A 22,009-nucleotide genomic window follows, 5' to 3' on the forward strand; every position below is an offset into this window, starting at 1 on the left:
CCGGCCCGCCCGCGATGGTGGCGCCCCACAGGGCCGTGGTCGCCGATCGATCCCTTGCCCCGGCAGAGGCGCGTCTGGCGGCGCCCTCGCGATCCTCAGCCCAGGTGATCCACCTTTTCCAGATGCTGCGCGATCTGGCCGATCTCGGCCAGCCACTCGGCGATCAGGTCGGGCGCATCCGGCGCGGCATGGACACCCGGCGCGATGCGCCCGTCCCGCACTGCCGCGATCGCCAGCGCGACCGGCGTCGAGACGAGTCGGGCCATCGCAGTGCGATCCCGATCGCCCTGCGCATCCATCACCCATTCCTTGTGCCAGACCGCCGCGCCGTCGCGTTCGGCGCGCAGGGCCACGAACAGCACGACCCGGTCGGGTTCACCCTCGGCATAGGCATTGTCGCGCCAGAATTCCTCGGCCATCTGGCGCAGGCGCGGTTCGGCGGCCTCGCCGTCCAGGGCCTCGATCTCGTCGAAAACGGGCGCCCATGCCTCGGCCCAGCCCTTCAGCCGGATGGTGCCGCGCACGAAATCCTGCAGGTTCCAGTCGGGATCAAAGCCATATTGCCGCACGAAGGGCAGCGAGTCGCGGTTCGGATAGATCTCGAAATGTTCGGGCACGGGCAGGGGCGCGTCGTAACCCTCGATCGCGTGCCAGGGACGGGACACGTCGCGCACCGCACCGCCGCGCAGGGATCTTGACGGTGCGCGCAGGGCCCGCAGCACGCCCAGCGGCGACCAGCTGAACTTGTAGCGGAACGGATTGGGATATTTCGGAATCCCGCCGCAATACGAGGTAAAGCGGACCATATCGCCCGGCCGCGCCGCACGACGGAAATCCGCCACCAGATCATGTGCCATGAGATGATCGATGCCGGGATCCAGGCCGACCTCGTTCACCAGCGCCACACCCGCGGCCTTCGCCGCCTGATCCAGCGCCGCCATGTCCGGCGCGATATAGCTGGAACTGACGAAATGCGCGCCCTTGCCGATGGCCATCCTCGCCAGCGCCAGGTGCTGATCGGCAGGCAACATCGACACGATGATGTCGCCCGGCCCCACCGCGTCTTCCAGCGCGGTAAAGCTGTAGCAGCGGATGTCGCCCGCCAGGTCGCCCACGGCCTCGCGCGCCCTGGCCTCGGTCCGGTTCCAGACCGTGACCGGCGCGCCCGTTCGCAGCAGCCTGCGCAGGCCGGGAATGGCGCTGAGGCCGGTGCCGATCCAGTGGATTGTCATGGTCAAACCCTTTCCAGATGATCGCGAAAGATCGACCGGGCGCGGCCCCACGGGCCTTGTTCGGGCCGGTCCAGCTGCGCCAGGACGGGCAGCAATTGCGCCGCGTAGTCCTGCGAGGATTCGCGCGGCAGCATCGAGGGCAGATTGTCGATGGCCATCACGTCCAGCGGCGGATTGTCGGCCACCCGCAGCACCGGGGCATCCCATGTCGTCGTGCGCTCATAGACCTTGATCGGGGAAAAATCGCTGGTCGGGTCGCAGGCCACATCGCCGATCACCCGCAGCGCACGGCCCGGCGCCACCGCGCTGGCCGGCACGAAAACCGGGGCGCCGGGCCGGGCGAGGATCGCATTGACGAAAATCTCGTGCGCCAGGATTTCGGGAAAGACGCCGCCATGCGCGGTCTCCTCCATGTCCCAGCGGGTCACGGGCACGCCCATCGCCGACAGCAGATCGGCCGCGCCCCTGCCCACGCGCCCCTTGGCGCCGATGACGATGGCATGGGGCCGGGGCCGGGCCGTGGCATCCATCTGCGCGCGCAATTCCTCGATCAGCCGGTGCTGGTCAGCATAGGCATGGACCGGCCCGCAGATGCCGCCGCCGATCTGCGCGACCCAGGCTTTCAGCGACACGGCGGCACCGGCATAGCCGGCCCAATAGCCGAAGGCGGCCAGTCTCCGCCCCTCATCGTCGGTCAGATATTCCAGATCCAGCAGCGTGCCACCGCCATGGCGAAAGCGCCGCAGCAGCACCTGCCCGGCGGGCTGTCCCTTGAAGGCGTGACCGAACATGATGTGGCTGTGCGGCAGGGCCGAGCCGTCGTCGGGCAATTCCTTCAGCCCGAAGATGATCGCGTCCGTGGGGGCATCGGGCCAGGACCCCTCGGGCACGATCTCGGCCCCGGCCCTGGCATAGGCTGCGGTCGGGATCACCCGGCGCGGGCTGTCCTCGACCGTCACCGCCATCCCCTGCGCGATCAGAGCCGCGACCCCATCGGGCGTGATTCCCACGCGATCTTCGTTCGGGCGGCATTCTGCCCGCACCCACAGATGTGTCACGAAACGCCCCTTCATCCTCGCGTGGCTTTCGGAAACCGTGTCTAGGGCAGCCCCGCGTCCACGGCAAGCGACGCGACCGGCGACAGCGGAACCGGATCTTCGCGAACCGCGTTGACCCTCTGATCCAACCTGCCAGCAGGAGGCACTTTCATGCATTTCACCCGCCGTTCCGGTCTCACGACCGCTGCCCTCGCGCTTGGCGCCTCGGCGCTGCCCCGCATCCTGCTGGCTCAGGACAAGGCGGCCGCGCCCTTCCGCTTTCCCGTGGAGGGCGGCGAGGTCGTCGTTTATCCGGTCGAACACGCCTCGATGGTGATCGAGACGCCCGGCGGCGTGATCTATGTCGATCCGGTCGGCGGCGCGGAAAAATTTTCCGGCATGCCCGCGCCGTCGCTGATCCTGATCACCCACCAGCATGGCGATCATTACGACCAGCCGACGCTGGAGGCGCTGCCGGCCGTCCGCCTGATCACCAATCCCGCAGTCAACGAGATGCTGCCCGATGCCATGAAGGAACGCGCGACAGCGATGGAGAACGGCGATTCAGCCCAGGCGCTGGACATGCGGATCGAGGCGATCCCGGCCTACAACACCACCCCGGAGCGGATGCAGTATCATCCGGAGGGTCGCGATAATGGCTATGTCCTGACCATCGGCGGCAGCCGTTTCTACATCGCCGGCGATACCGAGCCGGTGCCGGAAATGGCCGCGCTGGAAAATATCGAGGTCGCTTTCCTGCCGATGAACCTGCCCTATACGATGACCATCGAACAGGCCGCCGAGGCGGTGGCGACCTTCAAGCCGAAGACCGTTTTCCCCTATCATCATCGCGGCAGCGACGTGCAGGCCTTTGCGCAACTGGTCGAAGCCGGTGATTCCGGCGCCAAGGTCGTGATCGCGGACTGGTATCCGAACGGTCAGGGCGCTTGACGATCAGAACGGCGGCTTGACCGAAAACGTCTGCTGGATGCCGCTGTCCGGATGCCGGAACCGCAGGCTTTCGGCATGAAGCATCAGCCGCGGGTGGCCGCGCGCCGCCCCTGTTGCATAAAGCGGATCGCCCAGGATCGGATGGCCGATTTCGGCCATGTGGACGCGCAATTGATGACTGCGCCCTGTCAGCGGGAACAGTCGCAGCCGCGTCTCGTCGGCCAGGGCGCGCATCACCCGCCAGTCGGTCTGCGCCGGGCGGCCCCGATCGCGATCGACCTTCTGGCGCGGCCGGTTCGGCCAATCGACGATCAGCGGCAGGTCGACCCGGCCGGTCCTGGGCTGCACCAGCCCCGCGACCCGCGCGACATAGGCTTTCTTGACCCGCCGGTCCTCGAATTGCTTCGACAGGTGCCGCTGGGCATGAGGCGTCAGCGCAAAGACCATCACGCCCGAGGTGTCCAGATCCAGCCGGTGCACCAGAAGGATTGTCGGAAAGGGACCGCGCAGCCGCGCGATCAGGCAATCGGCGCGGTCTGGTCCTCTCCCCGGCACCGACAGCAGACCGGCGGGCTTGGCCACCACCAGGATCTCGTGATCGGCATGGATGATCGTGGGCGCCTCGGAAGGCGGAGCATAGACGAAATCCGCCTGACTCATTTCGCGATCAGCCGGATCGCCAGCCCCGCGAACATGACGGCGGCGATCTTGTTGACCACGCCCAGACGACGCCCGATGACATGGCCCGCATAGCCGCCGACGACGCCGTAGCCGATGGTCACCAGCGTCCCGGTGAAGACAAAGATCAGGCCCAGCCCCAGGATCTGCTGCCAGATCGGGCCCCAGGCGACGCTGGTGAATTGCGGCAGGAACGCCAGCAGGAACAGCACCGGCTTGGGGTTCAGCGCATTCGACAGAAAGCCGCGCCGGATGATGTTCCACGGCCTGACGCTGCCCCGCGCGGCAGGATTGACCGGCCCCGCCCGCCAGCTTTTCCAGGCCAGCCACAGCAGATAGGCCGCGCCCGCATATTTGATGGCCCGCAGCGCGCCGGGATGGGCCGCGACCACCGCGCCCAGACCTACGGTCGCCAGCGTCACATGCATCATGACGCCCAGACCGACGCCCAGACCGGCCAGCGCCCCGGCCCTGGGTCCGCCCTGGATCCCGCAGGCGCTGGCGAAGAACACATCCTGGCCGGGGGCGAAATTCAGCACCAGCCCGCCCGCGATGAAGGCCATCATCTGCGCAAGGGGAATATTGGCGATGGTCTCCCAGATCATGTCGGCCACACCGGGTCGCGAACCTCGCCGCCGAACCTCGGCCGGACGTGCCGGCGCAGGCCGCGTTGGCCTCCCCTTGGCTCGGGCGTTCCGACCCGGCCGGAAAACCGCACCAACATATCAGAGCCCACCAAACACCTCCGCCAGAATCAGCTCCAGACGTCGCGCATCCTCGGGGGTGAAGGCATCGGGCTGGTCGCTGTCGATGTCGAGAACCCCGATCAGCCGCCCGGCGCGGCCGAAAACCGGCAACACGATCTCTGATCGGGTCGAGGCGGCGCAGGCGATATGGCCGGGAAAATCGGCGACATCGGACACCAGCTGCACTCTGCCTGTCCGCGCCGCTGCCCCGCAAACCCCGCGCGAGAAGGGAATCACCAGACAGCCATGCCCGCCCTGGTAGGGACCGATCTTCAACAATTCCGGGCCGGCCACGCGATAGAACCCGGTCCAGTCGAAACGGTCGTCCGCATGATGGATTTCGCAGGCCAGCGTCGCCATCAGCGCAACCTCGTCGGTCTCGCCCCGGGCCAGCGCCCCGATCCGGGCGGAAAGTGCGTCGTAATCTGTCATTCGCCCTCTCTACGCCGCCCGCCACGGCACGAAAAGCCCACCCTCGCACTCTTTCCAAATACCTCGGGGGAGTCCCGGAACGGGACGGGGGCAGAGCCCCCCCCTTTCGCCCATTTACGCGCGCGTGCCGCCGCGCCAATCTGCCGCCATGAGACGCCTGCCCCTGATCCCGCGCATCCTGCTGGTGATCCTCGCCGTTCAGGCGGGGCTTTTCGCCGCGCTCGCGGCGGCCAGCCTGAACGCGATCCGGCGCGATATAGGAACCGAAACCCGGCTTGCCACCGAGACCGCCCGGGCGCTGGTTCTTGCCACGATCGGCACGATGCAGGGCGCGGCGCCGCCCGACCGGTTGATGGCGGCGCTGCCGCAACGCCTGGTTCCGCCGCGCCATACCCGGATCGGCGTGCTGGATGCGCGGACCGGGCAGATCACGCCCGTCGCCGCGCCGGCCGAGACCAGCGGTGGCGCGCCCGGCTGGTTCGCCCGGCTCGTCGCACCCGATCCGCAGGAAATCCGTCTTCCGGCGGTGCTGGCGGGGCGGCCGCGGGGCTTTGTCTATGTCGTGGGCGATCCCACGGCCGGGATTGCTGCCGCCTGGCGCGAAATGCGCACGATCCTGGGCCTTTCGGCGCTGGCGGCGGCGGTGCAGATGCTGCTGATCCTTGTGGCCGTCCGCCAGGCTCTGCGCCCGGTCGCGACCATCGCCGCCCGGCTCGCCGATCTGCGGCGCGGCGATCTGGACGCGCGCGTGGGGACATTGCCGCAGCGCGACCTGGCCCCGGTCGCGGCCGGGGTCGATGCGCTGGCCGGCGCGCTGCAAAAGGCGCAGGCCGACCGCGCCCGCCTGCAACGCCGCGTCGTCAGCCGCGCCGACCAGGAACGCAAGGCCATCGCCCGCGACCTGCACGACGAGATGGGGCCCTGCCTGTTCGGCCTGCGGGTCGAGGCCGACGCCCTGCGCGACGCGGCACCCGATGACACGATCCGCGATCACGCAAGCTCGATCGCCGCCATCGCCGATCAGATCGCGCGGGTGAACCGGTCGCTTCTGGAGGATCTGCGGCCGGTGTCGATCGGCCAATTGCCGCTGGCGGCGGTGCTGGCCGAATACGTCGACGACATGGGCCGCCGCTTTCCGCGCACCGACATCCGCCTGTCGCTGGCCCCCGACCTGCCGGAACCCGACGAATCCGTCGCGCTGACGCTGTTCCGCATCCTGCAAGAGGGAATCACCAACGCCCTGCGCCATGCCGATGCCCGCCACATCGATATCCGGCTCTGGACCGACCCGGCGCATTGGCGCATGATCCTTGCCGATGACGGCAAGGGGCTTGACCCGGACAGCCGCGAGGGCACCGGGCTGACCGGGATGCGCGAGCGGATCACGCTGCTGGGCGGCCGCATGAGCCTGTCATCGGACGGAACCGGAACCGCGATCGAGGCGATCCTGCCCCTGTCGCAGCCGCTGTGAGGCCCATGCGATGAAGACCGCGCTGGTCATCGACGATCACCCGATCACCCATCTGGGGGCATCGCGGCTGCTGCGCGAGATGGGCTATGAGCGCGTGGCGCAGGCCATGTCGGGCGACGAGGCGCTGCGCCTGTTGCAGGAGGAAGCGCCCGCACCCGACCTGATCGTGCTGGATATCAGCCTGCCCGGCACCGGTGGACTGGATCTGGTCGCGCCCCTGCGCGCGGCCGTGCCACAGGCGCGGATCCTGATCTTTTCAATGAACGACCAGACCGGCTTTGCGGCCCGCGCGTTGCAGGCGGGGGCGCAGGGGTTCCTGTCGAAGAACGCGGCCCCCGACGATTTCCGCGCCGCCATCCGCACGCTGGAGGCGGGCGAATTCTATCTGTCGGCCAAGCAGGCGCTGGCGCTGGCCACGCTGCGCGCCGGTGCCGCGGCCGATCCGCTGGCGGCGCTGTCGGATCGCGAAAGACAGGTTCTGGCCCTGATCGGGCGCGGCTTCAGCCTTCAGGCCATCGCGGATGAACTGGATGTCAGCTACAAGACCGCCGCCAATACCTCGTCGGCGCTGAAGAAGAAGCTGGGCGTGGACGGAATCAACGGCCTGATGAAATTCGCCCTCGACAGTGGCGTCTAGGGAGATCGCGCAGATGCTGGGCTGGTTCGGACTGGATGACGAGACGAAGCCGGGCGAGGCGGACCGGACCCTTGCCCGGCTGGCCCGCGACCTCTCGGCGGCGGGATTGCGGGTGGCCGGGGCGATCCAGATCAACATCGATCAGGGCGCCGATTGCGCCTGCGACATGGAGGTTCTGGTCATCGGCGAAGAAGACCGCCCGATCCGGATCTCGCAATCGCTGGGCGGGGGCTCGGCCGGCTGCCGCCTGGATCCGGGGGCGCTGGAAATGGCCGCCGCCCGTGTCGGCGCGCGACTGGCGGGGGCGGAATTGCTGATCGTTCCGAAATTCGGCCGGCAAGAGGCCGTCGGACGCGGTTTCCGCGCCGTGATCGCCCAGGCCGTGGCCGACGGCCTGCCGGTCCTGCTGCATGTGCCGCCGGAACAGCGCGACGCCTTCGCCGGCTTCTGCGACGGCATGGGCGAACGTGTCGATCCAGCGGAACTGGCCGGCTGGTGCCTTGCACGGACCACGGGGGAATCGTGACCGCGATCCCGGTCATCGACGCGCGCGGCCTGCTGTGCCCGCTGCCGGTCCTGCGGTTGCGCAAGGTCCTGCTGGATCGTCCCGCGGGCACGCGGCTGCGGCTGGTCGCCACCGATCCGATGGCGGTGGTCGATGTGCCGCATTTCTGCGCCGAGGCGGGCCATGTCATGATCGAGATGCGCGAACTGGGCGATGGCGCGCATGAATTCACCGTGGAAAGGGGACCTTCCGCCCCCTCGGCCGCAAGCGGCCTCACGCCCGGGAATATTTGAGGACCGAAGATGAGATTGCCGATCCTGTCGAACCGCAAGAGATTTGATGACCTGACCGAACAGCAGGTGCTGGCGCTGGCGATTTCCTCGGAAGAGGATGACGCCCGCATCTATCGCAACTGGGCCGATTTCCTGCGGCCCGACTATCCCGCGACGGCGCAGGTCTTCGAAGGGATGGGCGCGGAAGAAGACGATCATCGCCGCCGCCTGATCGAGGCGCATCGGGTCCGGTTCGGCGAGGCGATCCCGGTGATCCGGCGCGAACACGTGGCCGGCTATTACGGCCGCCGCCCTGCCTGGATGATGCAGAATCTGTCGCTTCGGTCGATCCGCGCCGAGGCGGCGCTGATGGAACATGACGCGGCCGAATTCTATGCCCGCGCGGCGCAGGCCAGTTCGGATGCGGGCACGCGCAAGCTGCTGGGCGATCTGGCCGCGGCCGAACGCGGCCACGAGGCACGGGCGGACGAACTGGCAGGGGATCATCTGACCGACGAGGCCGGCGAGGCCGAGGAGGACGTGGCCCATCGCGACTTCATCCTGACCTGGGTCCAGCCCGGACTGGCCGGGCTGATGGATGGCAGCGTCTCGACCCTGGCGCCGATCTTTGCGACCGCCTTCGCCACGCAGGATCCGGCGACGACGTTTCTGGTCGGGCTGGCCGCCAGCCTTGGGGCCGGAATCAGCATGGGGTTCACCGAGGCCGCCTCGGATGACGGGGTGGTGTCGGGGCGCGGATCGCCGCTGAAGCGGGGCATCGCCTCGGGGGTGATGACCGCGCTTGGCGGGCTGGGCCATGCGCTGCCCTATCTGATCCCGCATTTCTGGACCGCGACCATCATCGCCTTTGTCGTCGTCTTCATCGAATTGTGGACGATCGCCTGGATCCAGAACCGCTGGATGCAGACGCCCTTCTGGCGGGCGGCCTTGCAAGTGGTGGTGGGCGGTGGTTTGGTCTTCGCGACGGGGGTGCTGATCGGATCCGGCTGATGGCCCCGCCGCGATGGGGGAACGCTTGACCTACCGGCCCTTGGCCCTGCCCGACCGCGTGCAATTGCCGCCCGATGCCTCGCTTCGGGCCGCGCGCGCCTTTCGCGACTACATGCGGCGGCGCCATTCGGTTCGGGATTTCAGCGATGCCCCGGTCGCGGCCGAGGTGATCGCGGCCTGCATCGACGCCGCCGGCAGCGCGCCCTCGGGGGCGAACCAGCAGCCGTGGCATTTCGCGGCGATCCGCGATGAGGCGATGAAGGCCCGCATCCGCGCCGCCGCCGAACAGGAGGAACGCGCCTTCTATGCCGGCGGCGGCGGCGATGCCTGGCTGGCGGCGCTGGAGCCGGTGGGAACCGGGCCCGACAAGCCGCATCTGACCGCCGCGCCCTGGCTGATCGTCGTCTTCGCCCAGCGATACGGGATGCGCGACGGCCAGCGACACAAGCATTATTACGTTCCCGAAAGCGTCGGCATCGCCTGCGGGATGCTGATCGCCGCGATCCATCACGCCGGGTTGGTAACGCTGGAGCATACGCCCAACCCGATGAAGTTCCTGAATCATCTATGCGCTCGGCCCGACAGCGAAAAGCCGGTGATGATCCTGCCGGTGGGCCTGCCCGCCGATGATGCGACGGTGCCGGCCGCCGCCAAGCAGAAGAAGGCGCTGTCCGAGATCATGTCCGTCTTCTGATGCTGGCCGTATTCCTGAAGACGCTGCCTTTCTTCGGGCTGATCGGACTGGGCTGGATGGCCGCCCGGACCCGCTTTTTCCCCGAACAGGCGGCCGCCTGGCTGACGAAATTCGTCTTCTTCTTCGCCCTGTCGGCAATGCTGTTCCGCTTTGCGGCGAATCTCGATCTGGCGGCACTGTTCGATCCGCGCTTCGTTTCGGCCTATCTGTCGGGCTCGGCGCTGATCTGGCTGACCGGCTTCGCGGTGGCCCGCGCCCGAGCGCTGCCCACGCCCGAGGCAGCGATGGAGGCGCAATGCTGCATGATCGGCAATACCGGCTTTCTGGGCGTGCCGATGCTGGTCATGCTGCTGGGTCCACAGGCCGTGGGTCCGGTTCTGATGGTTCTGGTCATCGACATGCTGGTGTTTTCGACGCTGATCACGCTGATCATCCACGCCGCGCGCAGCGGCGGGCTGCGGCTGACGACCGTGCTGCCCGTGCTGCGCGGGATCGTGGCCAATCCGATGATCCTGTCGATGGCGGCGGGGCTGGTCTGGTCCGGCCTGCGCCTGCCCATGCCCGGACCGCTGGACGAATTCCTGGTTCTGCTGGGCGCGGCGGCGACGCCGGGCGCGCTGTTTGCCATCGGCGCCAGCCTTGCGGGCCGGCAGGCGCGGCGACTGGCGGCGTCGGGCTGGCTTGGTTTCGCCAAGCTGGTGCTCCATCCGTCAGCGGTGGGAATCGCGGCCTGGCTGCTGGGGGTCCAGCCCTTCGCCGCAGGCGTGATGATCGCCGCCGCGGCGCTGCCGGTGGCGGGCAATGTCTATATTCTTGCGCAGTATTTCGGGGTGGCGCAGCAGCGGGTCTCGGCCGCGATCCTGATCTCGACCATCGGCAGCATCGCGACCTTTCCGCTGATCATGGCCCTGACCGGCCAGACCTGACCGACCGGCTCCGCCCTGCACCGGCCATGAAAGGCGGCACAGGCAGCGAACGACAAACAGGCGCGCACCCGCTAGCGGCGCAGAGCCTTCACCAGCAGGCCGTCCAGCGATTGCAGGAACCGTGCCCGGTCCGCCTTGCCGAAAGTCCGGCCTCCGCCCTGATGAAACGGGTCGGCCGCGCGAATGTCGGCCATCAGATCGCGGCTGGCCAGGCGCGGCCCGATATTCGACGCCGTCAGTACCTCGCCGTCATGCCGGACGACCTGTGCCCCGGCCTTGAGGCAGCGATCCGCCAGCGGCAGATCCGAGGTCACCACCACATCGCCCGGCCCGCATTGATCCGCAATCCACCGGTCCGCCTCGTCCGGGCCTTCGGCCACGATCTTCAGGCTGACCAGCGGATGGGCGGGCATCCGCAGCCCGCCATTGCAGACCAGCACAATCGGCACGCGCAGCCGGGTCGCGACCCGTTCGGCCTCGGCCTTGACCGGGCAGGCATCGGCGTCGATGAAAAGCGTCAATCGCGCAGCAATTCGTTGACCGAGGTCTTGGCCCGCGTCTTCGCATCCACCCGCTTGACGATGACCGCGCAATACAGGTTCACGCCGTTCTTCGAAGGCATGGACCCCGCGACGACGACCGAACCGGCCGGCACCTCGCCATACATGACATTGCCCGTCTCGCGATCGACGATCCTGGTCGACTGGCCGATGAACACGCCCATCCCCAGGACCGAGCCTTCGCGGATGATGCAACCCTCGACCACCTCGGAACGCGCGCCGATGAAACATTCATCCTCGATGATGGTCGGGCCGGCCTGCAACGGCTCCAGCACGCCGCCGATTCCGACGCCGCCCGACAGGTGGACGTTGCGGCCGATCTGGGCGCAGGATCCGACCGTGGCCCAGGTATCGACCATGGTTCCCTCGCCCACATGCGCGCCCAGGTTGACGAAGGAAGGCATCAGCACCGCGCCCTTGCCGATGAAGGCGCTGCGCCGCACGATCGCACCCGGAACCGCGCGGAACCCGGCCGCGCGCCATTGATTGTCGCCCCAGCCCTCGAATTTCGACGGGACCTTGTCCCACCAGCCGCCGCCCTGCGGCCCGCCCGACATCTGTTCCATGTCGTTCAGTCGAAAGGACAGCAGCACCGCCTTCTTGGCCCATTGGTTCACATGCCAGTCGGCGCCGCGCCTTTCGGCCACGCGCAACGCACCCGAATCCAGCGCCTTCAGCGTTTCCTCGACGGCCTCGCGCACCGCGCCGCCGGTGGCGCTGGTGATCGTGGCGCGGTCGTCCCAGGCGGTTTCGATGGCTTGTTCAAGCTGGTCGGTCATGGCGGCCTCTCTCTGAAGTCGTGTCCGGGTGGAAAACATCCGCCTCGGGCTATAAGCGTCGGGAACGGGCCGCGCAATCCGCGTGCCGCCCCGAACGAGGCCCCGATGACCCAGAGTGACGACCGCGACCGCGCCCATCCCCTGCCCCACAGCGACGAGGATGCCAACCGCGCCGACCGGACGCTCGACACCGCCCAGACCCGTGCTCCGGCCTACCGCCTTGCCTTCACGGACCGGGATTTCCTGCTGCGCGAGGAATTGCGGCCCGTGCGGCTGCAACTGGAACTGCTGAAACCGCAGATGGTGATGGATGAGCGCGGTATCGAATCGACCGTCGTGATGTTCGGCGGCGCCCGCATCCCCGCCCCCGCCGATGCAGACGGCGCGCGCACGGGGGCGCTGGCGGATTTGTCGCGATATTACGAGGAAGCCCGGCTCTTTGCCCATGCGATGACGCAGCGCAGCATGGAAAGCTATGGCCGCGAATTCGTGATCTGCACCGGCGGCGGCCCCGGCGTGATGGAGGCCGGCAATCTGGGTGCGGACGAGGCCGGGGGGCAATCGATCGGCCTTGGGATCGTGCTGCCGCACGAACAGGCGCCGAACCGCTATGTGACACCCGCCCTGTGCTTCAACTTCCATTACTTCGCGATCCGCAAGATGCACTTTCTGATGCGAGCGCGGGCGATCACCGTCTTTCCGGGCGGCTTCGGCACGCTGGACGAATTGTTCGAGACCCTGACCCTGATTCAGACCGGCCGCATGAAACCGGTCCCCATCCTGCTGTTCGGCGCCGCGTTCTGGGACCGGATCATCAACTGGCAGGCACTGGCCGAGGCCGGGACGATCAGCGACGCGGATCTGTCCCTGTTCCAATATGTCGAGACGGCGAAGGAAGCGGTGGCGATCATCGACGCATGGAAAGAACCTTGCTGAGCGACAGGCCATGGCAAAATCCGGGGCAGGGCCGCTTCCGGCATGGCAGCAAGCGGCGATCGTTTGCGGCCTCCGTTCCGCAATTCCCGACTGCCCCCGGAACGCGATCTGCCGGCCTTCCGCAGCATGCGCAGCCAGAACCGCCGGACCCGTGACCAAGATGCCTTGACCGCGATCCGGGGCCGGCATCCGATAGCCGCATCTGCGGCGTCACGTTCCCCGCGGCTTGGCGCGCATCGTCGGATCGGCCTCGCGCGGATCCTCGGGCCAGGGGTGGCGGGGATAGCGACCGCGCATCTCCCTGCGCACCTCGGCATAGGACGAAGCCCAGAAACCCGGAAGATCCGTCGTCACCTGCACCGGCTTGCCGCCCGGCGACAAGAGGCTGATGCGCAGCGGCCGGCCGGCCACCACCGGATGCCGCGTGACGCCGAATAGCTCTTGCAACCTGACCGAGATGGAGGGTGTCTCATGGTCATAGTCGATGGCCACCCTGCGCCCCAGAGGCGTGGTGAAATGCGCTGGAACCTCGGCCTCCAGGCGCCGCTGACCCTCCCATCCCAACCGCGCCATCAAGGCGGGCATCAGATCCAGCGCCCGCAGGTCGGTCCGATTCCTGACCTTCCCCAACCAGGGCAACAACCATACTCCATCCTCCAGCAAGGCGGCATCATCAACCGGCCCCAGCCCGGCCACCCGGGCGATGCGCGCGCGCAGCCGCGCAGCAGTCGCGCTCCAGACCAGCCCCTCCTGCCGCAATCCCTCCAGCGCCGCCCGCGCCACAGCCTCGGGCGGCACCTCGGCCCAGGCCCGGTCCGTCAGCACCGAGGCCCCCAGCCGCTCCTGCACGCGCGCCAGCACGCGGCCCTCGCGCCGGGACCATTCGCAAAGCGTGACCTCTTCGATCCGCGCGCCACAAACCGCCCGCAGCTCGGCCTCGTCCAGTGCCGCGGCCAGCCGCACGCGCGACTCGCGCTGATCGCCGTCCAGATCGACCGCCACGATCAGGCGCTGACCGGCCAGGGAATCGGATGGCTCGATCACGGCGCCCTTGCCGCCGGACAGCACGAAGCGCGCCTCGTCACCCGACCGCCGCACGCCCACCCGGTCCGGAAAGGCCAGTGCCGCCCAGACCCCGGCATCTCGCACTCTTTGCAAATACCTTCGGGGGGGTGCGGGGGGGCAGACGGCCCCCCCGCCGTCGCGGGACGCAATCATTTGGCGCAGCCGTCGCGCCTGGTGCCGGATGTGCCGAACCGCCGCCCGGTCGACCTCGCCGGGATGCCGTTCGGAAAATCCCCCGGGGTCGCGCAGCAGCGACAGCCGCAGGGCCAGATCCACCCCCGCCCCGCGCAGCGGATCGCGCTCTGACAGCAGGGCGGCCAGCTCGGCCGCATCCGGACCGGCCGCCAGCAGCATGTGGCCCAGACGCGGATGCAGCGGCAGCCGCGCCAGGGCCTTGCCGTGGCCGGTGATGCGCCCGGCCGCGTCCAGCGCGCCCAGATCCGCCAGAAGCGCCCGCGCCTCGGCCAGCGCCGCCCGTGGCGGCGGGGTCAGGAAGGCCAGATCGCCCGGTTCCGCCCCCCAGGCCGCCAGTTCCAGCGCCAGCCCGGCCAGATCCGCCACCGCGATTTCCGGCGGGGCAAAGGCCGGCAGCGCGCCTTCCTCGGCCCTGGCCCACATCCGATAGCATAGTCCCGGCGCGACGCGCCCGGCCCGGCCGCGGCGCTGATCGGCCTCGGCCCGGCTGACCCGCTCGGTCACCAGCCGCGACATGCCGCTGCCCGGATCGAAGCGCGCGCGCCGCGCCGCGCCGCTATCCACCACCACCCGCACTTGCGGGATCGTCAACGAAGTCTCGGCGATGGCGGTGGCCAGCACGATCCGCCGCCGTGCACCCGGCGGGGACAGGGCCGCCCGCTGCGCCTTGGCATCCAGCGCGCCATAGAGCGGCAGAACCTCGCAATCCGTCGCGCCCAGTTGCCCCATGACACGCCGGATTTCGCCTTCGCCGGGCAGAAAGGCCAGGATCGTGCCGCCTGACTCGCGGGTCTCCGCCTCGGCCTGCAGGATCAGCCGCGCGGCCTCGGCGGCCAGCCGCATCCCCGCCGGCAAGGGCCGGTCCAGCCAGCGCGTCTCGACCGGCCAGGCCCGCCCCTCGGAACGCAGGACCGGGGCGTCGTCCATCAGCGCCGCCACCGGCCCGGCCGCCAGCGTCGCCGACATGACCAGAACGGCCAGATCCGGGCGCAGCGCGCCTCGCGCCTCCCAGACCAGCGCAAGGCCCAGATCGGCGTTCAGGCTGCGTTCATGGAATTCGTCAAAGATCACGCAGCCGACGCCTTCCAGCGAGGGGTCGGACTGGATCATCCGGGTCAGGATGGCTTCGGTCACGACCTCGATCCGGCTTCCCGGCACCGATTCACCGCGGATGCGATACCCGACCCGCCCGCCGACGCCCTCGCCCAGACCATGGGCCAGACGCTCGGCTGCGGCGCGGGCGGCCAGTCGGCGCGGCTCCAGCATCACGATCCGGCCCGCGATCTGATCCAGCAGGGCCAGCGGCACCCGCGTCGTCTTGCCCGCCCCCGGAGGCGCGACCAGAACCGCGCGGCCATGCGCGGCCAGGGCCGCGCAAAGCGCCGGCAGAACGTCTTCGATGGGCAGGCGGTCGGACATCCGCAGGGTTATGCCAAAGCCCCGGCCCGCGCGAAAGCCCGCGCCGCGATCTATGAAATCGCGCGCATGGCCCCTATCTTCGGGGCAACGACAAAAGGGTGGCAGGCAGAATGGGTATCGGCAGCGATCTGATGACGGGTCTTGGCCTCGGCGATCCGGTGATCCGGCTGGGGGTCACCGGCCTGTCACGCGCGGGCAAGACGGTGTTCATCACCTCGCTGGTCGCGAACCTGATGGATCGCGGCCGGATGCACGCGCTGCGCGCCGCCGCCGATGGCAGCCTGAAGGCCGCCTGGTTGCAACCGCAGCCCGACGACACCATCCCCCGCTTCGATTTCGAACGTCATCTGGCGGCGCTGACCGGCCCCGGCCCGCATTGGCCCGACGGCACCCGCCATGTCAGCCAGTTGCGCCTGTCCCTGCGGATCGATCGCAAGGGGCTGTTGTCCGGCCTGCGCGGGCCGCAGATCGTGCATCTGGACATCGTCGATTATCCGGGCGAGTGGCTGCTGGATCTGCGGCTGATGGATCGCGATTTCGCGACTTGGTCGGACGAGGTCATGGCGCGGATGCAGGGCCGGCCCGGCGCGCAGGACTACATGGCAGCCCTGTCGGGGATCGACGGCACGCGGTTCGACGAACCGACCGCCCAGACCCTGGCCCAGACCTATACCGCGCATCTGAACGCCGCCCGCGATGCGGGCTTTTCGGACTGCACGCCGGGGCGTTTCCTGATTCCGGGCGAGATGGCCGGATCGCCCGCCCTGACCTTTGCGCCGCTGCCGGGCACCCTGCGCGATGGCAAGCTGGGTCGCGAATTCCGCCGCCGCTTCGACGCCTACAAGTCGCGGGTCGTGAAACCCTTCTTCCGCGACCATTTCGCCCGGATCGACCGTCAGGTGGTGCTGGTCGATGTGCTGGGCGCAATCCATCAGGGCCCGCGCGCGGTCGAAGACATGCGCCGCGCCATGGCCGATATCCTGACCGCCTTCCGCCCGGGCCGCGCCGGCTGGCTGGCCCAGCTTCTGGGCACCCGGCGCGTGGAACGCATCCTGTTCGCCGCGACCAAGGCCGACCATCTGCACCACATTCAGCACAACCGCCTGACCGCGATGCTGTCGGCCATGCTCCGCGAGGCCCGCGACCGCGCCGATTTCAGCGGCGCGCGCACCGAGGCCATGTCCATCGCCGCCCTGCGCGCAACGACCGAGGACATGATCCGGCAGGAAAACGAGGAACTGCCCGCCGTGCGCGGCCGGCTGCTGGACGGGCGTCAGGCGGCCTTCTATCCCGGCGAATTGCCCGCCGATCCGGCGGCGCTGCTGCATCCCGCGCGCGAGGGCGCGCAGGGCTGGCTGGACGGCGATTACGCCATCATGAACTTTGCGCCGGCGCCGATGACCGCGCGTCCGGGCGACGGCCCGCCCCATATCCGGCTGGACCGTGCCGTGGAATTCCTGATCGGAGACCGACTGTGACCGACGATTCTGCCCGCAAACGCGGCCCGGTTCTGATCGAGCTGGACGCGCCCGGAACGGCTGCGGGGCCCGAGGCACCCCGCGCCGCCCGGCACGAACCGCGCGAGGACGGCCCCAGCCCCGCCGACGCGACCCCCATAGACGAGGCCGATCTGGCCCTGCCCCGCCCCCGCACGATGGAAATGGTGACCCGTCTCGTCGGCCGGCCGCCCTCGAAGCTGACGCGGTTCTTCATCAATACGGGCGTGGCGCTGTTCACCTTTCTTCTGTCCATCGCCGCGCTGGATTTCATCAACCGGCTTCTGGACAGCTATCCGATCCTCGGCTGGATCGGGATCGCCCTGTTCGGGCTGTTCACGCTGGCCGCGCTTGGCATGGCATGGCGCGAATATCGGGCCTGGGCCCGGTTCGCGAAGATCGACGCCATCCAGCGACAGGCAGGTGCCGCGCTGGCCGACGACAGCTTGGATCAGGCCCGCCGGGTCGTGGACGATCTGCTGCGCCTGTATCACAAGCGCCCGCAGATGGAATGGGGCCGCAAGCGGCTGGCCGACAATCGGGCCGATGCCTTCGACACGCGCACGCTGCTGACGATGGCCGAGACGGAATTGCTGGCCGCGCTGGACCAGGAGGCGCGGCGCGAGATCGAGGCGGCATCCCGGACTGTGGCGGCGGCGACGGCGCTGATCCCGCTGGCCCTGGCCGATGTCGCGGCGGCGCTGGCAGCCAATCTGCGCATGATCCGCCGCATGGCCGAGATCTATGGCGGCCGCGCCGGCGCGGTCGGAGGATGGCGGCTGGCACGGACGGTGATGACCCATCTGGTCGCGACCGGCGCCGTGGCGGCGGGCGATGATCTGATCCACACGGTCGCGGGCGGTGGCGTTCTGGCCAAGGTCAGCCGCCGCTTCGGCGAGGGCGTGGTGAACGGCGCCCTGACGGCGCGCGTCGGCATCGCCGCCATGGAGGTCTGCCGCCCCCTGCCCTTCATGGCCCAGCCCCGCCCGAAGGTTGGCAACCTGGTCACACGCGGGCTGCGCGGGCTGTTCGGCGACGACAGGTAGTCACCGGTTGCGCTGTTGTCGTGGAACCATTCAGGGGATGACCAGCCCGCCATCGGGGCGATCGCGCCCGGTCAGTCCCGCAGCCGCCTGCCTTCCGCGTCGAACCGGAACGCCCGTTCCTGATCGGGCGTGACCCGGACCGTGCCATCCACGGGATGGTCGTGCTCGCCGAATTGCCGCACGGTCAGCAGGCCGTGATCCTCGGTGCGCACATAGGTCAGCGTTTCTCCGCCCAGCTTTTCCAGATGGCTGACCTGCCCCTCGATCTGCCCGGCCCCGGCCGAGATCGCCAGATGTTCGGGGCGGATCCCCAGTGTCTCGAACCCCAGCCCCAGAAGCCGGGCCTTCAGGAAATTCATTTGCGGCGAGCCGATGAAGCCCGCGACGAAGGTGTTGTCGGGATCGTTGTACAGATCCATCGGCCGGCCGATCTGTTCGACCCGCCCGTCGCGCAGAACCACGATCTTGTCCGCCAGCGTCATCGCCTCGACCTGATCGTGGGTGACATAGACCATCGTCGCGCCCAGTTCGCGATGCAGCCGCGCGATCTCGATCCGGGTGGCCACGCGCAGGGCGGCGTCCAGGTTGGACAACGGCTCATCGAACAGGAACAGCCTGGGCGTTCGCACGATGGCCCGCCCGATGGCGACCCGCTGCCTTTGCCCGCCCGACAATTCCGCGGGCCTGCGATCCATCAGCGGTGCCAGATCCAGCATTCCGGCAGCCTTGTCGGCGGCCTCGACGATCTGCGCCCTGGGCGTGCCAAGCTGTTTCAGCGCCAGCCCCATGTTGTCGCGCACACTGAGATGGGGATAAAGCGCATAGGTCTGGAACACCATGGCGATTTCCCGCCTGGCCGGGGCCACGTCGTTCATCCGCCGCCCCTCGATCAGCACATCGCCCGAGGTCACGTCTTCCAGCCCCGCGATCATCCGCAGAAGCGTCGACTTGCCACATCCGGACGGGCCGACGAAGACGCAGAACTCGCCCGGTTCCACGCTCAGATCCACGCCCCTGATGACCTCGGCCTTGCCGAAGCGCTTGGTGACATTCGCCAGTGTCAGCGCGCCCATCGCCGCCCCCTTCACAACTTGACCGGCGCGCCGCTGCGCACGCTTTCATCCGCCGCAAGGCAGACCGCCAGCGATTGCACGGCGTCCTGCATGTGCCGCGTCAGGTCCAGATCCCCGGCGATCGCCCGCGCGACGAAGGCCAGTTCGGCATCGCACAATTCCTGGTGTCCCGGCTCGCCCTGCATCGACAGATCCTCGTGCCCCCGCCCCACGCGATGGATGCGCAGGGTCGAGGTCTGCGTATGCGTGTCGATATCGTCCGACCGCGCATCGGCCGGCATCCGGATCGAGACAGCGCCGTTCGGGCTGACCACGTCCTTCACGAAAAACGCGGCATCCGACATCATCGGCCCCCATCCGGCCTCGTACCAGCCGACCGAGCCATCCGCGAACAGAACCTGGAAATGGCCGTAATTATACATGTCCGGCGCGATCTCGTCCGACAGCCGCAGCCCCATGCCGCGCACCTCGACGGGGGCCGCATCGGTGATCTGGCACATCACATCGACATAATGCACCCCGCAATCGACGATGGGCGAGGTCGTCCGCATCAGCGCCTTGTGCACCGCCCAGGACGGCCCGCTGCTTTGCTGGTTCAGGTTCAGGCGGAACACGAAGGGTCCGCCAAGCGCGCGGGCCTCGGCGATCAGCCGCTGCCAGCCGGGATGGTGGCGCAGGATATAGCCCACGACCAGCTTGCGCCCGGTGGCGGCGGCACAATCCACCACCCGCCGCGCATCCGCCACATTCGTCGCCAGCGGCTTTTCGACAAAGACATGCGCCCCCGCCCGCATCGCCGCCACCGCGAAATCGGCATGGCTGTCGGAATAGGTCGCGATCACCACCAGATCGGGTTTCAGACGCGCCAACGCCTCGGCATAGTCATGGCTCAGCGGATAATCCCGCAGCGAATCGGGCAGATCGGGAATACTGCGATTGACCAGCCCGACGATCCGGAAATCAGGGCTTTCGTGACAGGCCAGCGCGTGGCTGATACCCATGTTGCCCATTCCGGCGATCATGACACGGATCATTTGACGGCTCCTGCGGTGATGCCGCGAATCAGCTGGCGCGAGAAGATCAGATACAGGACCAGCACCGGCACGATGGCCAGCCCAAGCGCCGCCAGAACCGCGTTCCAGTTGGTGACGAACTGCCCGATGAAGACCTGACTTCCCAGCGTGATCGTCTTGGTCGCCTCGGAAGGCGCCAGGATCAGCGGAAACCACAGGTCGTTCCAGATCGGGATCATGGTAAACACGGCGACCGTGGCCATCGCGGGGCGGATCAGCGGCAGGACCAGCCGCAGGAAGATGCGGTATTCCGACAACCCGTCGATCCGCCCGGCATTCTTCAGATCGTCGGACACGCCGCGCATGAATTCGGCCAGGATGAACACCGCCAGCGGCAGCCCCTGCGCGGTATAGACGAGAATCAGCGAGGTCAGGGTGTTGACCAGCCCCGAGGCCACCATCATCTGCAGGATCGCCACCGTTCCCAGCCGGATCGGGATCATGATCCCAAGCGCCAGATACAACCCCATCAGCAGGTTGCCGCGAAACCGGTATTCCGACAGGGCAAAGGCGGCCATTGCGCCGAACAGCAGCACGAAGAACAGGCTGGCCAGGGTCACGATCATCGAATTCTGGAAATATTGCAGGAAATCGCCCTGTTTCAGCACCGTCCGATAGCCGATCAGATCGAAGGTCTCGGATGTCGGCAGCGACAGCGGTTGGGCAAAGATCGCGCGGCGCGACTTGAAACTGTTGATGACGATCACGAAGACCGGGAACAGCGCGATCAGGGTATACAGGATCAGGATCGCATGGGCGGCGATGCTGCGGGCGGGGGAATGTCTTGCGCTCATGCCCGCATCCTCAGAACTGGTATCGCCGCAGCCGGGTCTGGATCCCGAACAGGTACAGGCAGACACCGACCAGGATGATCCCGAACATCGCCGTCGCGATCGCCGCCCCCATGTTGGGATCGCCCAGTTGCAACTGGAAGCCGAAGAAGGTGCGATAGAGGAACGTTCCCAGGATGTCGGTCGAGAAATCCGGTCCCGCCAGCGCCCCCTGCGTCACGTAGATCAGATCGAAGGCGTTGAAATTTCCCACGAAGGTCAGGATCGAGATGATCCCGATCGCGGGCAGGATCAGCGGCAGCTTGATCTTGCGGAACTGCGCCCAGCCGGTGACGCCGTCCATCTCGGCCGCCTCGATCACCTCGTCGGGGATCGACAGCAGCGCGGCATAGATCAGCATCATCGGGATGCCGACGAACTGCCAGACCGAGATCAGCGCCAGCGTCGTCAGTGCATATTGCTCCTTGCCCAGCCAGGGCGCGAACAGCGCCTTCAGGCCCACCGCGTCCAGCATCCCGGGCGCGATGCCCCAGATCGGCGACAGGATCAGCTTCCAGACGAAGCCGACGATGACAAAGGACAGGATCGTCGGAATGAAGATCGCGGTGCGATAGAAGGCCGCCATCCGCAGACGTGGCGATGACAGCAGCGCCGCCAGCATCACGCCCACCGGATTCTGCACCAGCATGTGCACCAGAAAGAACCAGGCATTGTTGGCCAAGGCGTTCCAGAACGATGCCGACCACCGCGGATCGCCGAACAGGGTGGCAAAGTTCCGCAGACCGACGAAGACCGGCCCCGCCTCGCTTTCGCCCCACAAGGCCAGGTTCAGCGTCCCGATCAGCGGCACGATCATGATCGCCGTATAAACCAGCACCGCGGGCGCCAGAAACACCGCGATATGCCAGCGGAACTCCTTTCGCCGGGCCACGCCTCACCTCTTCTTCGTTGCGAAAATACCCTCGGGGGGTCCGGGGGGCGAAG

23 protein-coding genes are annotated in these 22,009 nt (G+C 68.1%); 11 read left to right on the forward strand and 12 right to left on the reverse strand.

Annotated features, from left to right (window positions below):
- Positions 1–95: 95 nt before the first annotated feature.
- Positions 96–1,232, reverse strand: a complete 1,137-nt coding sequence (locus B4A72_RS04540; RefSeq protein ID WP_292956829.1) for a saccharopine dehydrogenase C-terminal domain-containing protein — start codon at positions 1,230–1,232, stop codon at positions 96–98.
- A gap of 2 nt (positions 1,233–1,234) precedes the next feature.
- Positions 1,235–2,290, reverse strand: a complete 1,056-nt coding sequence (locus B4A72_RS04545; protein WP_292956826.1) for a saccharopine dehydrogenase — start codon at positions 2,288–2,290, stop codon at positions 1,235–1,237.
- A gap of 150 nt (positions 2,291–2,440) precedes the next feature.
- On the opposite strand from B4A72_RS04545, the gene B4A72_RS04550 reads away from it, so the two are divergent.
- Positions 2,441–3,220: an MBL fold metallo-hydrolase gene (locus tag B4A72_RS04550; RefSeq protein WP_292978153.1), complete on the forward strand. Its 780-nt coding sequence runs from the start codon at positions 2,441–2,443 to the stop codon at positions 3,218–3,220.
- 3 nt (positions 3,221–3,223) lie between these two features.
- Here B4A72_RS04550 and B4A72_RS04555 read toward each other — a convergent pair whose 3' ends face one another.
- From B4A72_RS04555 to B4A72_RS04565, 3 genes are all read right to left on the reverse strand, one after another.
- A complete protein-coding gene (locus B4A72_RS04555) occupies positions 3,224–3,880 on the reverse strand; it encodes an RluA family pseudouridine synthase (RefSeq protein ID WP_292958341.1) in 657 nt (218 codons plus the stop codon).
- Positions 3,877–4,503: a LysE family translocator gene (locus B4A72_RS04560; RefSeq protein WP_292958343.1), complete on the reverse strand. Its 627-nt coding sequence runs from the start codon at positions 4,501–4,503 to the stop codon at positions 3,877–3,879. Before B4A72_RS04560 ends, B4A72_RS04555 begins: the two co-directional genes overlap by 4 nt.
- 120 nt (positions 4,504–4,623) lie before the next feature.
- The gene (locus B4A72_RS04565) at positions 4,624–5,076 is read right to left on the reverse strand and encodes a GAF domain-containing protein (RefSeq protein ID WP_292958345.1); all 453 of its coding nucleotides are present in this window, start codon (positions 5,074–5,076) and stop codon (positions 4,624–4,626) included.
- Positions 5,077–5,224: 148 nt separating this feature from the next.
- On the opposite strand from B4A72_RS04565, the gene B4A72_RS04570 reads away from it, so the two are divergent.
- The 7 genes from B4A72_RS04570 to B4A72_RS04600 are packed head-to-tail and all read left to right on the forward strand — an operon-like array spanning position 5,225 to position 10,592.
- The gene (locus tag B4A72_RS04570) at positions 5,225–6,547 is read left to right on the forward strand and encodes a sensor histidine kinase (protein ID WP_292978154.1); all 1,323 of its coding nucleotides are present in this window, start codon (positions 5,225–5,227) and stop codon (positions 6,545–6,547) included.
- A gap of 10 nt (positions 6,548–6,557) precedes the next feature.
- Positions 6,558–7,184, forward strand: a complete 627-nt coding sequence (locus tag B4A72_RS04575; protein WP_292978155.1) for a response regulator transcription factor — start codon at positions 6,558–6,560, stop codon at positions 7,182–7,184.
- A gap of 13 nt (positions 7,185–7,197) precedes the next feature.
- Positions 7,198–7,710: a DUF2478 domain-containing protein gene (locus B4A72_RS04580; RefSeq protein WP_292958351.1), complete on the forward strand. Its 513-nt coding sequence runs from the start codon at positions 7,198–7,200 to the stop codon at positions 7,708–7,710.
- Positions 7,707–7,982, forward strand: coding sequence for a sulfurtransferase TusA family protein (locus B4A72_RS04585; protein WP_292978156.1), 276 nt, complete (start codon positions 7,707–7,709; stop codon positions 7,980–7,982). Before B4A72_RS04580 ends, B4A72_RS04585 begins: the two co-directional genes overlap by 4 nt.
- Before the next feature lie 9 nt (positions 7,983–7,991).
- Complete coding sequence (gene mbfA, locus B4A72_RS04590; protein ID WP_292958355.1) at positions 7,992–8,972, forward strand: iron exporter MbfA; 981 nt, start codon at positions 7,992–7,994, stop codon at positions 8,970–8,972.
- A 13-nt stretch (positions 8,973–8,985) separates the two neighbouring features.
- Positions 8,986–9,666 (forward strand): nitroreductase family protein, encoded by a 681-nt coding sequence (locus B4A72_RS04595; protein ID WP_292958357.1) that lies wholly within the window; start codon positions 8,986–8,988, stop codon positions 9,664–9,666.
- A complete protein-coding gene (locus B4A72_RS04600; RefSeq protein ID WP_292958359.1) occupies positions 9,666–10,592 on the forward strand; it encodes an AEC family transporter in 927 nt (308 codons plus the stop codon). Before B4A72_RS04595 ends, B4A72_RS04600 begins: the two co-directional genes overlap by 1 nt.
- A gap of 71 nt (positions 10,593–10,663) precedes the next feature.
- On the opposite strand, the gene B4A72_RS04605 is transcribed toward B4A72_RS04600, so the two are convergent.
- Entirely contained in the window at positions 10,664–11,113 is a 450-nt protein-coding gene (locus B4A72_RS04605; RefSeq protein ID WP_292958361.1) for a YaiI/YqxD family protein, read from the reverse strand.
- Entirely contained in the window at positions 11,110–11,931 is an 822-nt protein-coding gene (gene dapD / locus B4A72_RS04610) for a 2,3,4,5-tetrahydropyridine-2,6-dicarboxylate N-succinyltransferase (RefSeq protein WP_292958363.1), read from the reverse strand. The genes B4A72_RS04605 and dapD overlap by 4 nt, the downstream gene beginning before the upstream one ends.
- Before the next feature lie 105 nt (positions 11,932–12,036).
- Here dapD and B4A72_RS04615 point away from each other — a divergent pair, with 105 nt between their 5' ends.
- Positions 12,037–12,867 carry a TIGR00730 family Rossman fold protein gene (locus tag B4A72_RS04615; protein ID WP_292958365.1) on the forward strand — a complete coding sequence of 277 codons (831 nt, stop codon included), beginning with the start codon at positions 12,037–12,039 and terminating at the stop codon, positions 12,865–12,867.
- A 210-nt stretch (positions 12,868–13,077) separates the two neighbouring features.
- Here the strand turns inward: B4A72_RS04615 and hrpB are convergent, their stop codons facing one another.
- A complete protein-coding gene (gene hrpB, locus B4A72_RS04620; protein ID WP_292978157.1) occupies positions 13,078–15,546 on the reverse strand; it encodes an ATP-dependent helicase HrpB in 2,469 nt (822 codons plus the stop codon).
- A 110-nt stretch (positions 15,547–15,656) separates the two neighbouring features.
- On the opposite strand from hrpB, the gene B4A72_RS04625 reads away from it, so the two are divergent.
- Positions 15,657–17,024: a YcjX family protein gene (locus B4A72_RS04625; RefSeq protein WP_292978158.1), complete on the forward strand. Its 1,368-nt coding sequence runs from the start codon at positions 15,657–15,659 to the stop codon at positions 17,022–17,024.
- Positions 17,021–18,088: a YcjF family protein gene (locus B4A72_RS04630; RefSeq protein ID WP_292958371.1), complete on the forward strand. Its 1,068-nt coding sequence runs from the start codon at positions 17,021–17,023 to the stop codon at positions 18,086–18,088. The genes B4A72_RS04625 and B4A72_RS04630 overlap by 4 nt, the downstream gene beginning before the upstream one ends.
- A gap of 71 nt (positions 18,089–18,159) precedes the next feature.
- Here B4A72_RS04630 and B4A72_RS04635 read toward each other — a convergent pair whose 3' ends face one another.
- Genes B4A72_RS04635 through B4A72_RS04650 form a run of 4 tightly spaced genes read right to left on the reverse strand, consistent with a single transcriptional unit; the run spans position 18,160 to position 21,956 of the window.
- A complete protein-coding gene (locus B4A72_RS04635; RefSeq protein WP_292978159.1) occupies positions 18,160–19,161 on the reverse strand; it encodes an ABC transporter ATP-binding protein in 1,002 nt (333 codons plus the stop codon).
- Positions 19,162–19,172: 11 nt separating this feature from the next.
- On the reverse strand, positions 19,173–20,195 hold the full coding sequence (locus B4A72_RS04640) for a Gfo/Idh/MocA family protein (RefSeq protein ID WP_292978160.1): 1,023 nt from the start codon (positions 20,193–20,195) through the stop codon (positions 19,173–19,175).
- Positions 20,192–21,028, reverse strand: a complete 837-nt coding sequence (locus B4A72_RS04645; RefSeq protein WP_292978161.1) for a carbohydrate ABC transporter permease — start codon at positions 21,026–21,028, stop codon at positions 20,192–20,194. Before B4A72_RS04645 ends, B4A72_RS04640 begins: the two co-directional genes overlap by 4 nt.
- Before the next feature lie 10 nt (positions 21,029–21,038).
- Positions 21,039–21,956, reverse strand: coding sequence for a carbohydrate ABC transporter permease (locus tag B4A72_RS04650; protein ID WP_292978162.1), 918 nt, complete (start codon positions 21,954–21,956; stop codon positions 21,039–21,041).
- Positions 21,957–22,009 lie beyond the last annotated feature (53 nt).

Source organism: Paracoccus sp. UBA5162 (assembly GCF_002413585.1).
Lineage (GTDB): Bacteria > Pseudomonadota > Alphaproteobacteria > Rhodobacterales > Rhodobacteraceae > Paracoccus.

What these genes read in the sequence shown, in the direction of transcription:
- B4A72_RS04580 (WP_292958351.1), top strand. Translation starts at nt 7,198, where the DNA reads ATGCTGGGCTGGTTCGGACTGGATGACGAGACGAAGCCGGGCGAGGCG.
- B4A72_RS04565 (WP_292958345.1), bottom strand. Translation starts at nt 5,076, where the DNA reads ATGACAGATTACGACGCACTTTCCGCCCGGATCGGGGCGCTGGCCCGG.
- B4A72_RS04560 (WP_292958343.1), bottom strand. Translation starts at nt 4,503, where the DNA reads ATGATCTGGGAGACCATCGCCAATATTCCCCTTGCGCAGATGATGGCC.
- B4A72_RS04555 (WP_292958341.1), bottom strand. Translation starts at nt 3,880, where the DNA reads ATGAGTCAGGCGGATTTCGTCTATGCTCCGCCTTCCGAGGCGCCCACG.
- B4A72_RS04635 (WP_292978159.1), bottom strand. Translation starts at nt 19,161, where the DNA reads ATGGGCGCGCTGACACTGGCGAATGTCACCAAGCGCTTCGGCAAGGCC.
- hrpB (WP_292978157.1), bottom strand. Translation starts at nt 15,546, where the DNA reads ATGTCCGACCGCCTGCCCATCGAAGACGTTCTGCCGGCGCTTTGCGCG.
- B4A72_RS04575 (WP_292978155.1), top strand. Translation starts at nt 6,558, where the DNA reads ATGAAGACCGCGCTGGTCATCGACGATCACCCGATCACCCATCTGGGG.
- mbfA (WP_292958355.1), top strand. Translation starts at nt 7,992, where the DNA reads ATGAGATTGCCGATCCTGTCGAACCGCAAGAGATTTGATGACCTGACC.
- dapD (WP_292958363.1), bottom strand. Translation starts at nt 11,931, where the DNA reads ATGACCGACCAGCTTGAACAAGCCATCGAAACCGCCTGGGACGACCGC.
- B4A72_RS04550 (WP_292978153.1), top strand. Translation starts at nt 2,441, where the DNA reads ATGCATTTCACCCGCCGTTCCGGTCTCACGACCGCTGCCCTCGCGCTT.
- B4A72_RS04645 (WP_292978161.1), bottom strand. Translation starts at nt 21,028, where the DNA reads ATGAGCGCAAGACATTCCCCCGCCCGCAGCATCGCCGCCCATGCGATC.
- B4A72_RS04640 (WP_292978160.1), bottom strand. Translation starts at nt 20,195, where the DNA reads ATGATCCGTGTCATGATCGCCGGAATGGGCAACATGGGTATCAGCCAC.
- B4A72_RS04615 (WP_292958365.1), top strand. Translation starts at nt 12,037, where the DNA reads ATGACCCAGAGTGACGACCGCGACCGCGCCCATCCCCTGCCCCACAGC.
- B4A72_RS04595 (WP_292958357.1), top strand. Translation starts at nt 8,986, where the DNA reads ATGGGGGAACGCTTGACCTACCGGCCCTTGGCCCTGCCCGACCGCGTG.
- B4A72_RS04570 (WP_292978154.1), top strand. Translation starts at nt 5,225, where the DNA reads ATGAGACGCCTGCCCCTGATCCCGCGCATCCTGCTGGTGATCCTCGCC.
- B4A72_RS04540 (WP_292956829.1), bottom strand. Translation starts at nt 1,232, where the DNA reads ATGACAATCCACTGGATCGGCACCGGCCTCAGCGCCATTCCCGGCCTG.
- B4A72_RS04600 (WP_292958359.1), top strand. Translation starts at nt 9,666, where the DNA reads ATGCTGGCCGTATTCCTGAAGACGCTGCCTTTCTTCGGGCTGATCGGA.
- B4A72_RS04625 (WP_292978158.1), top strand. Translation starts at nt 15,657, where the DNA reads ATGGGTATCGGCAGCGATCTGATGACGGGTCTTGGCCTCGGCGATCCG.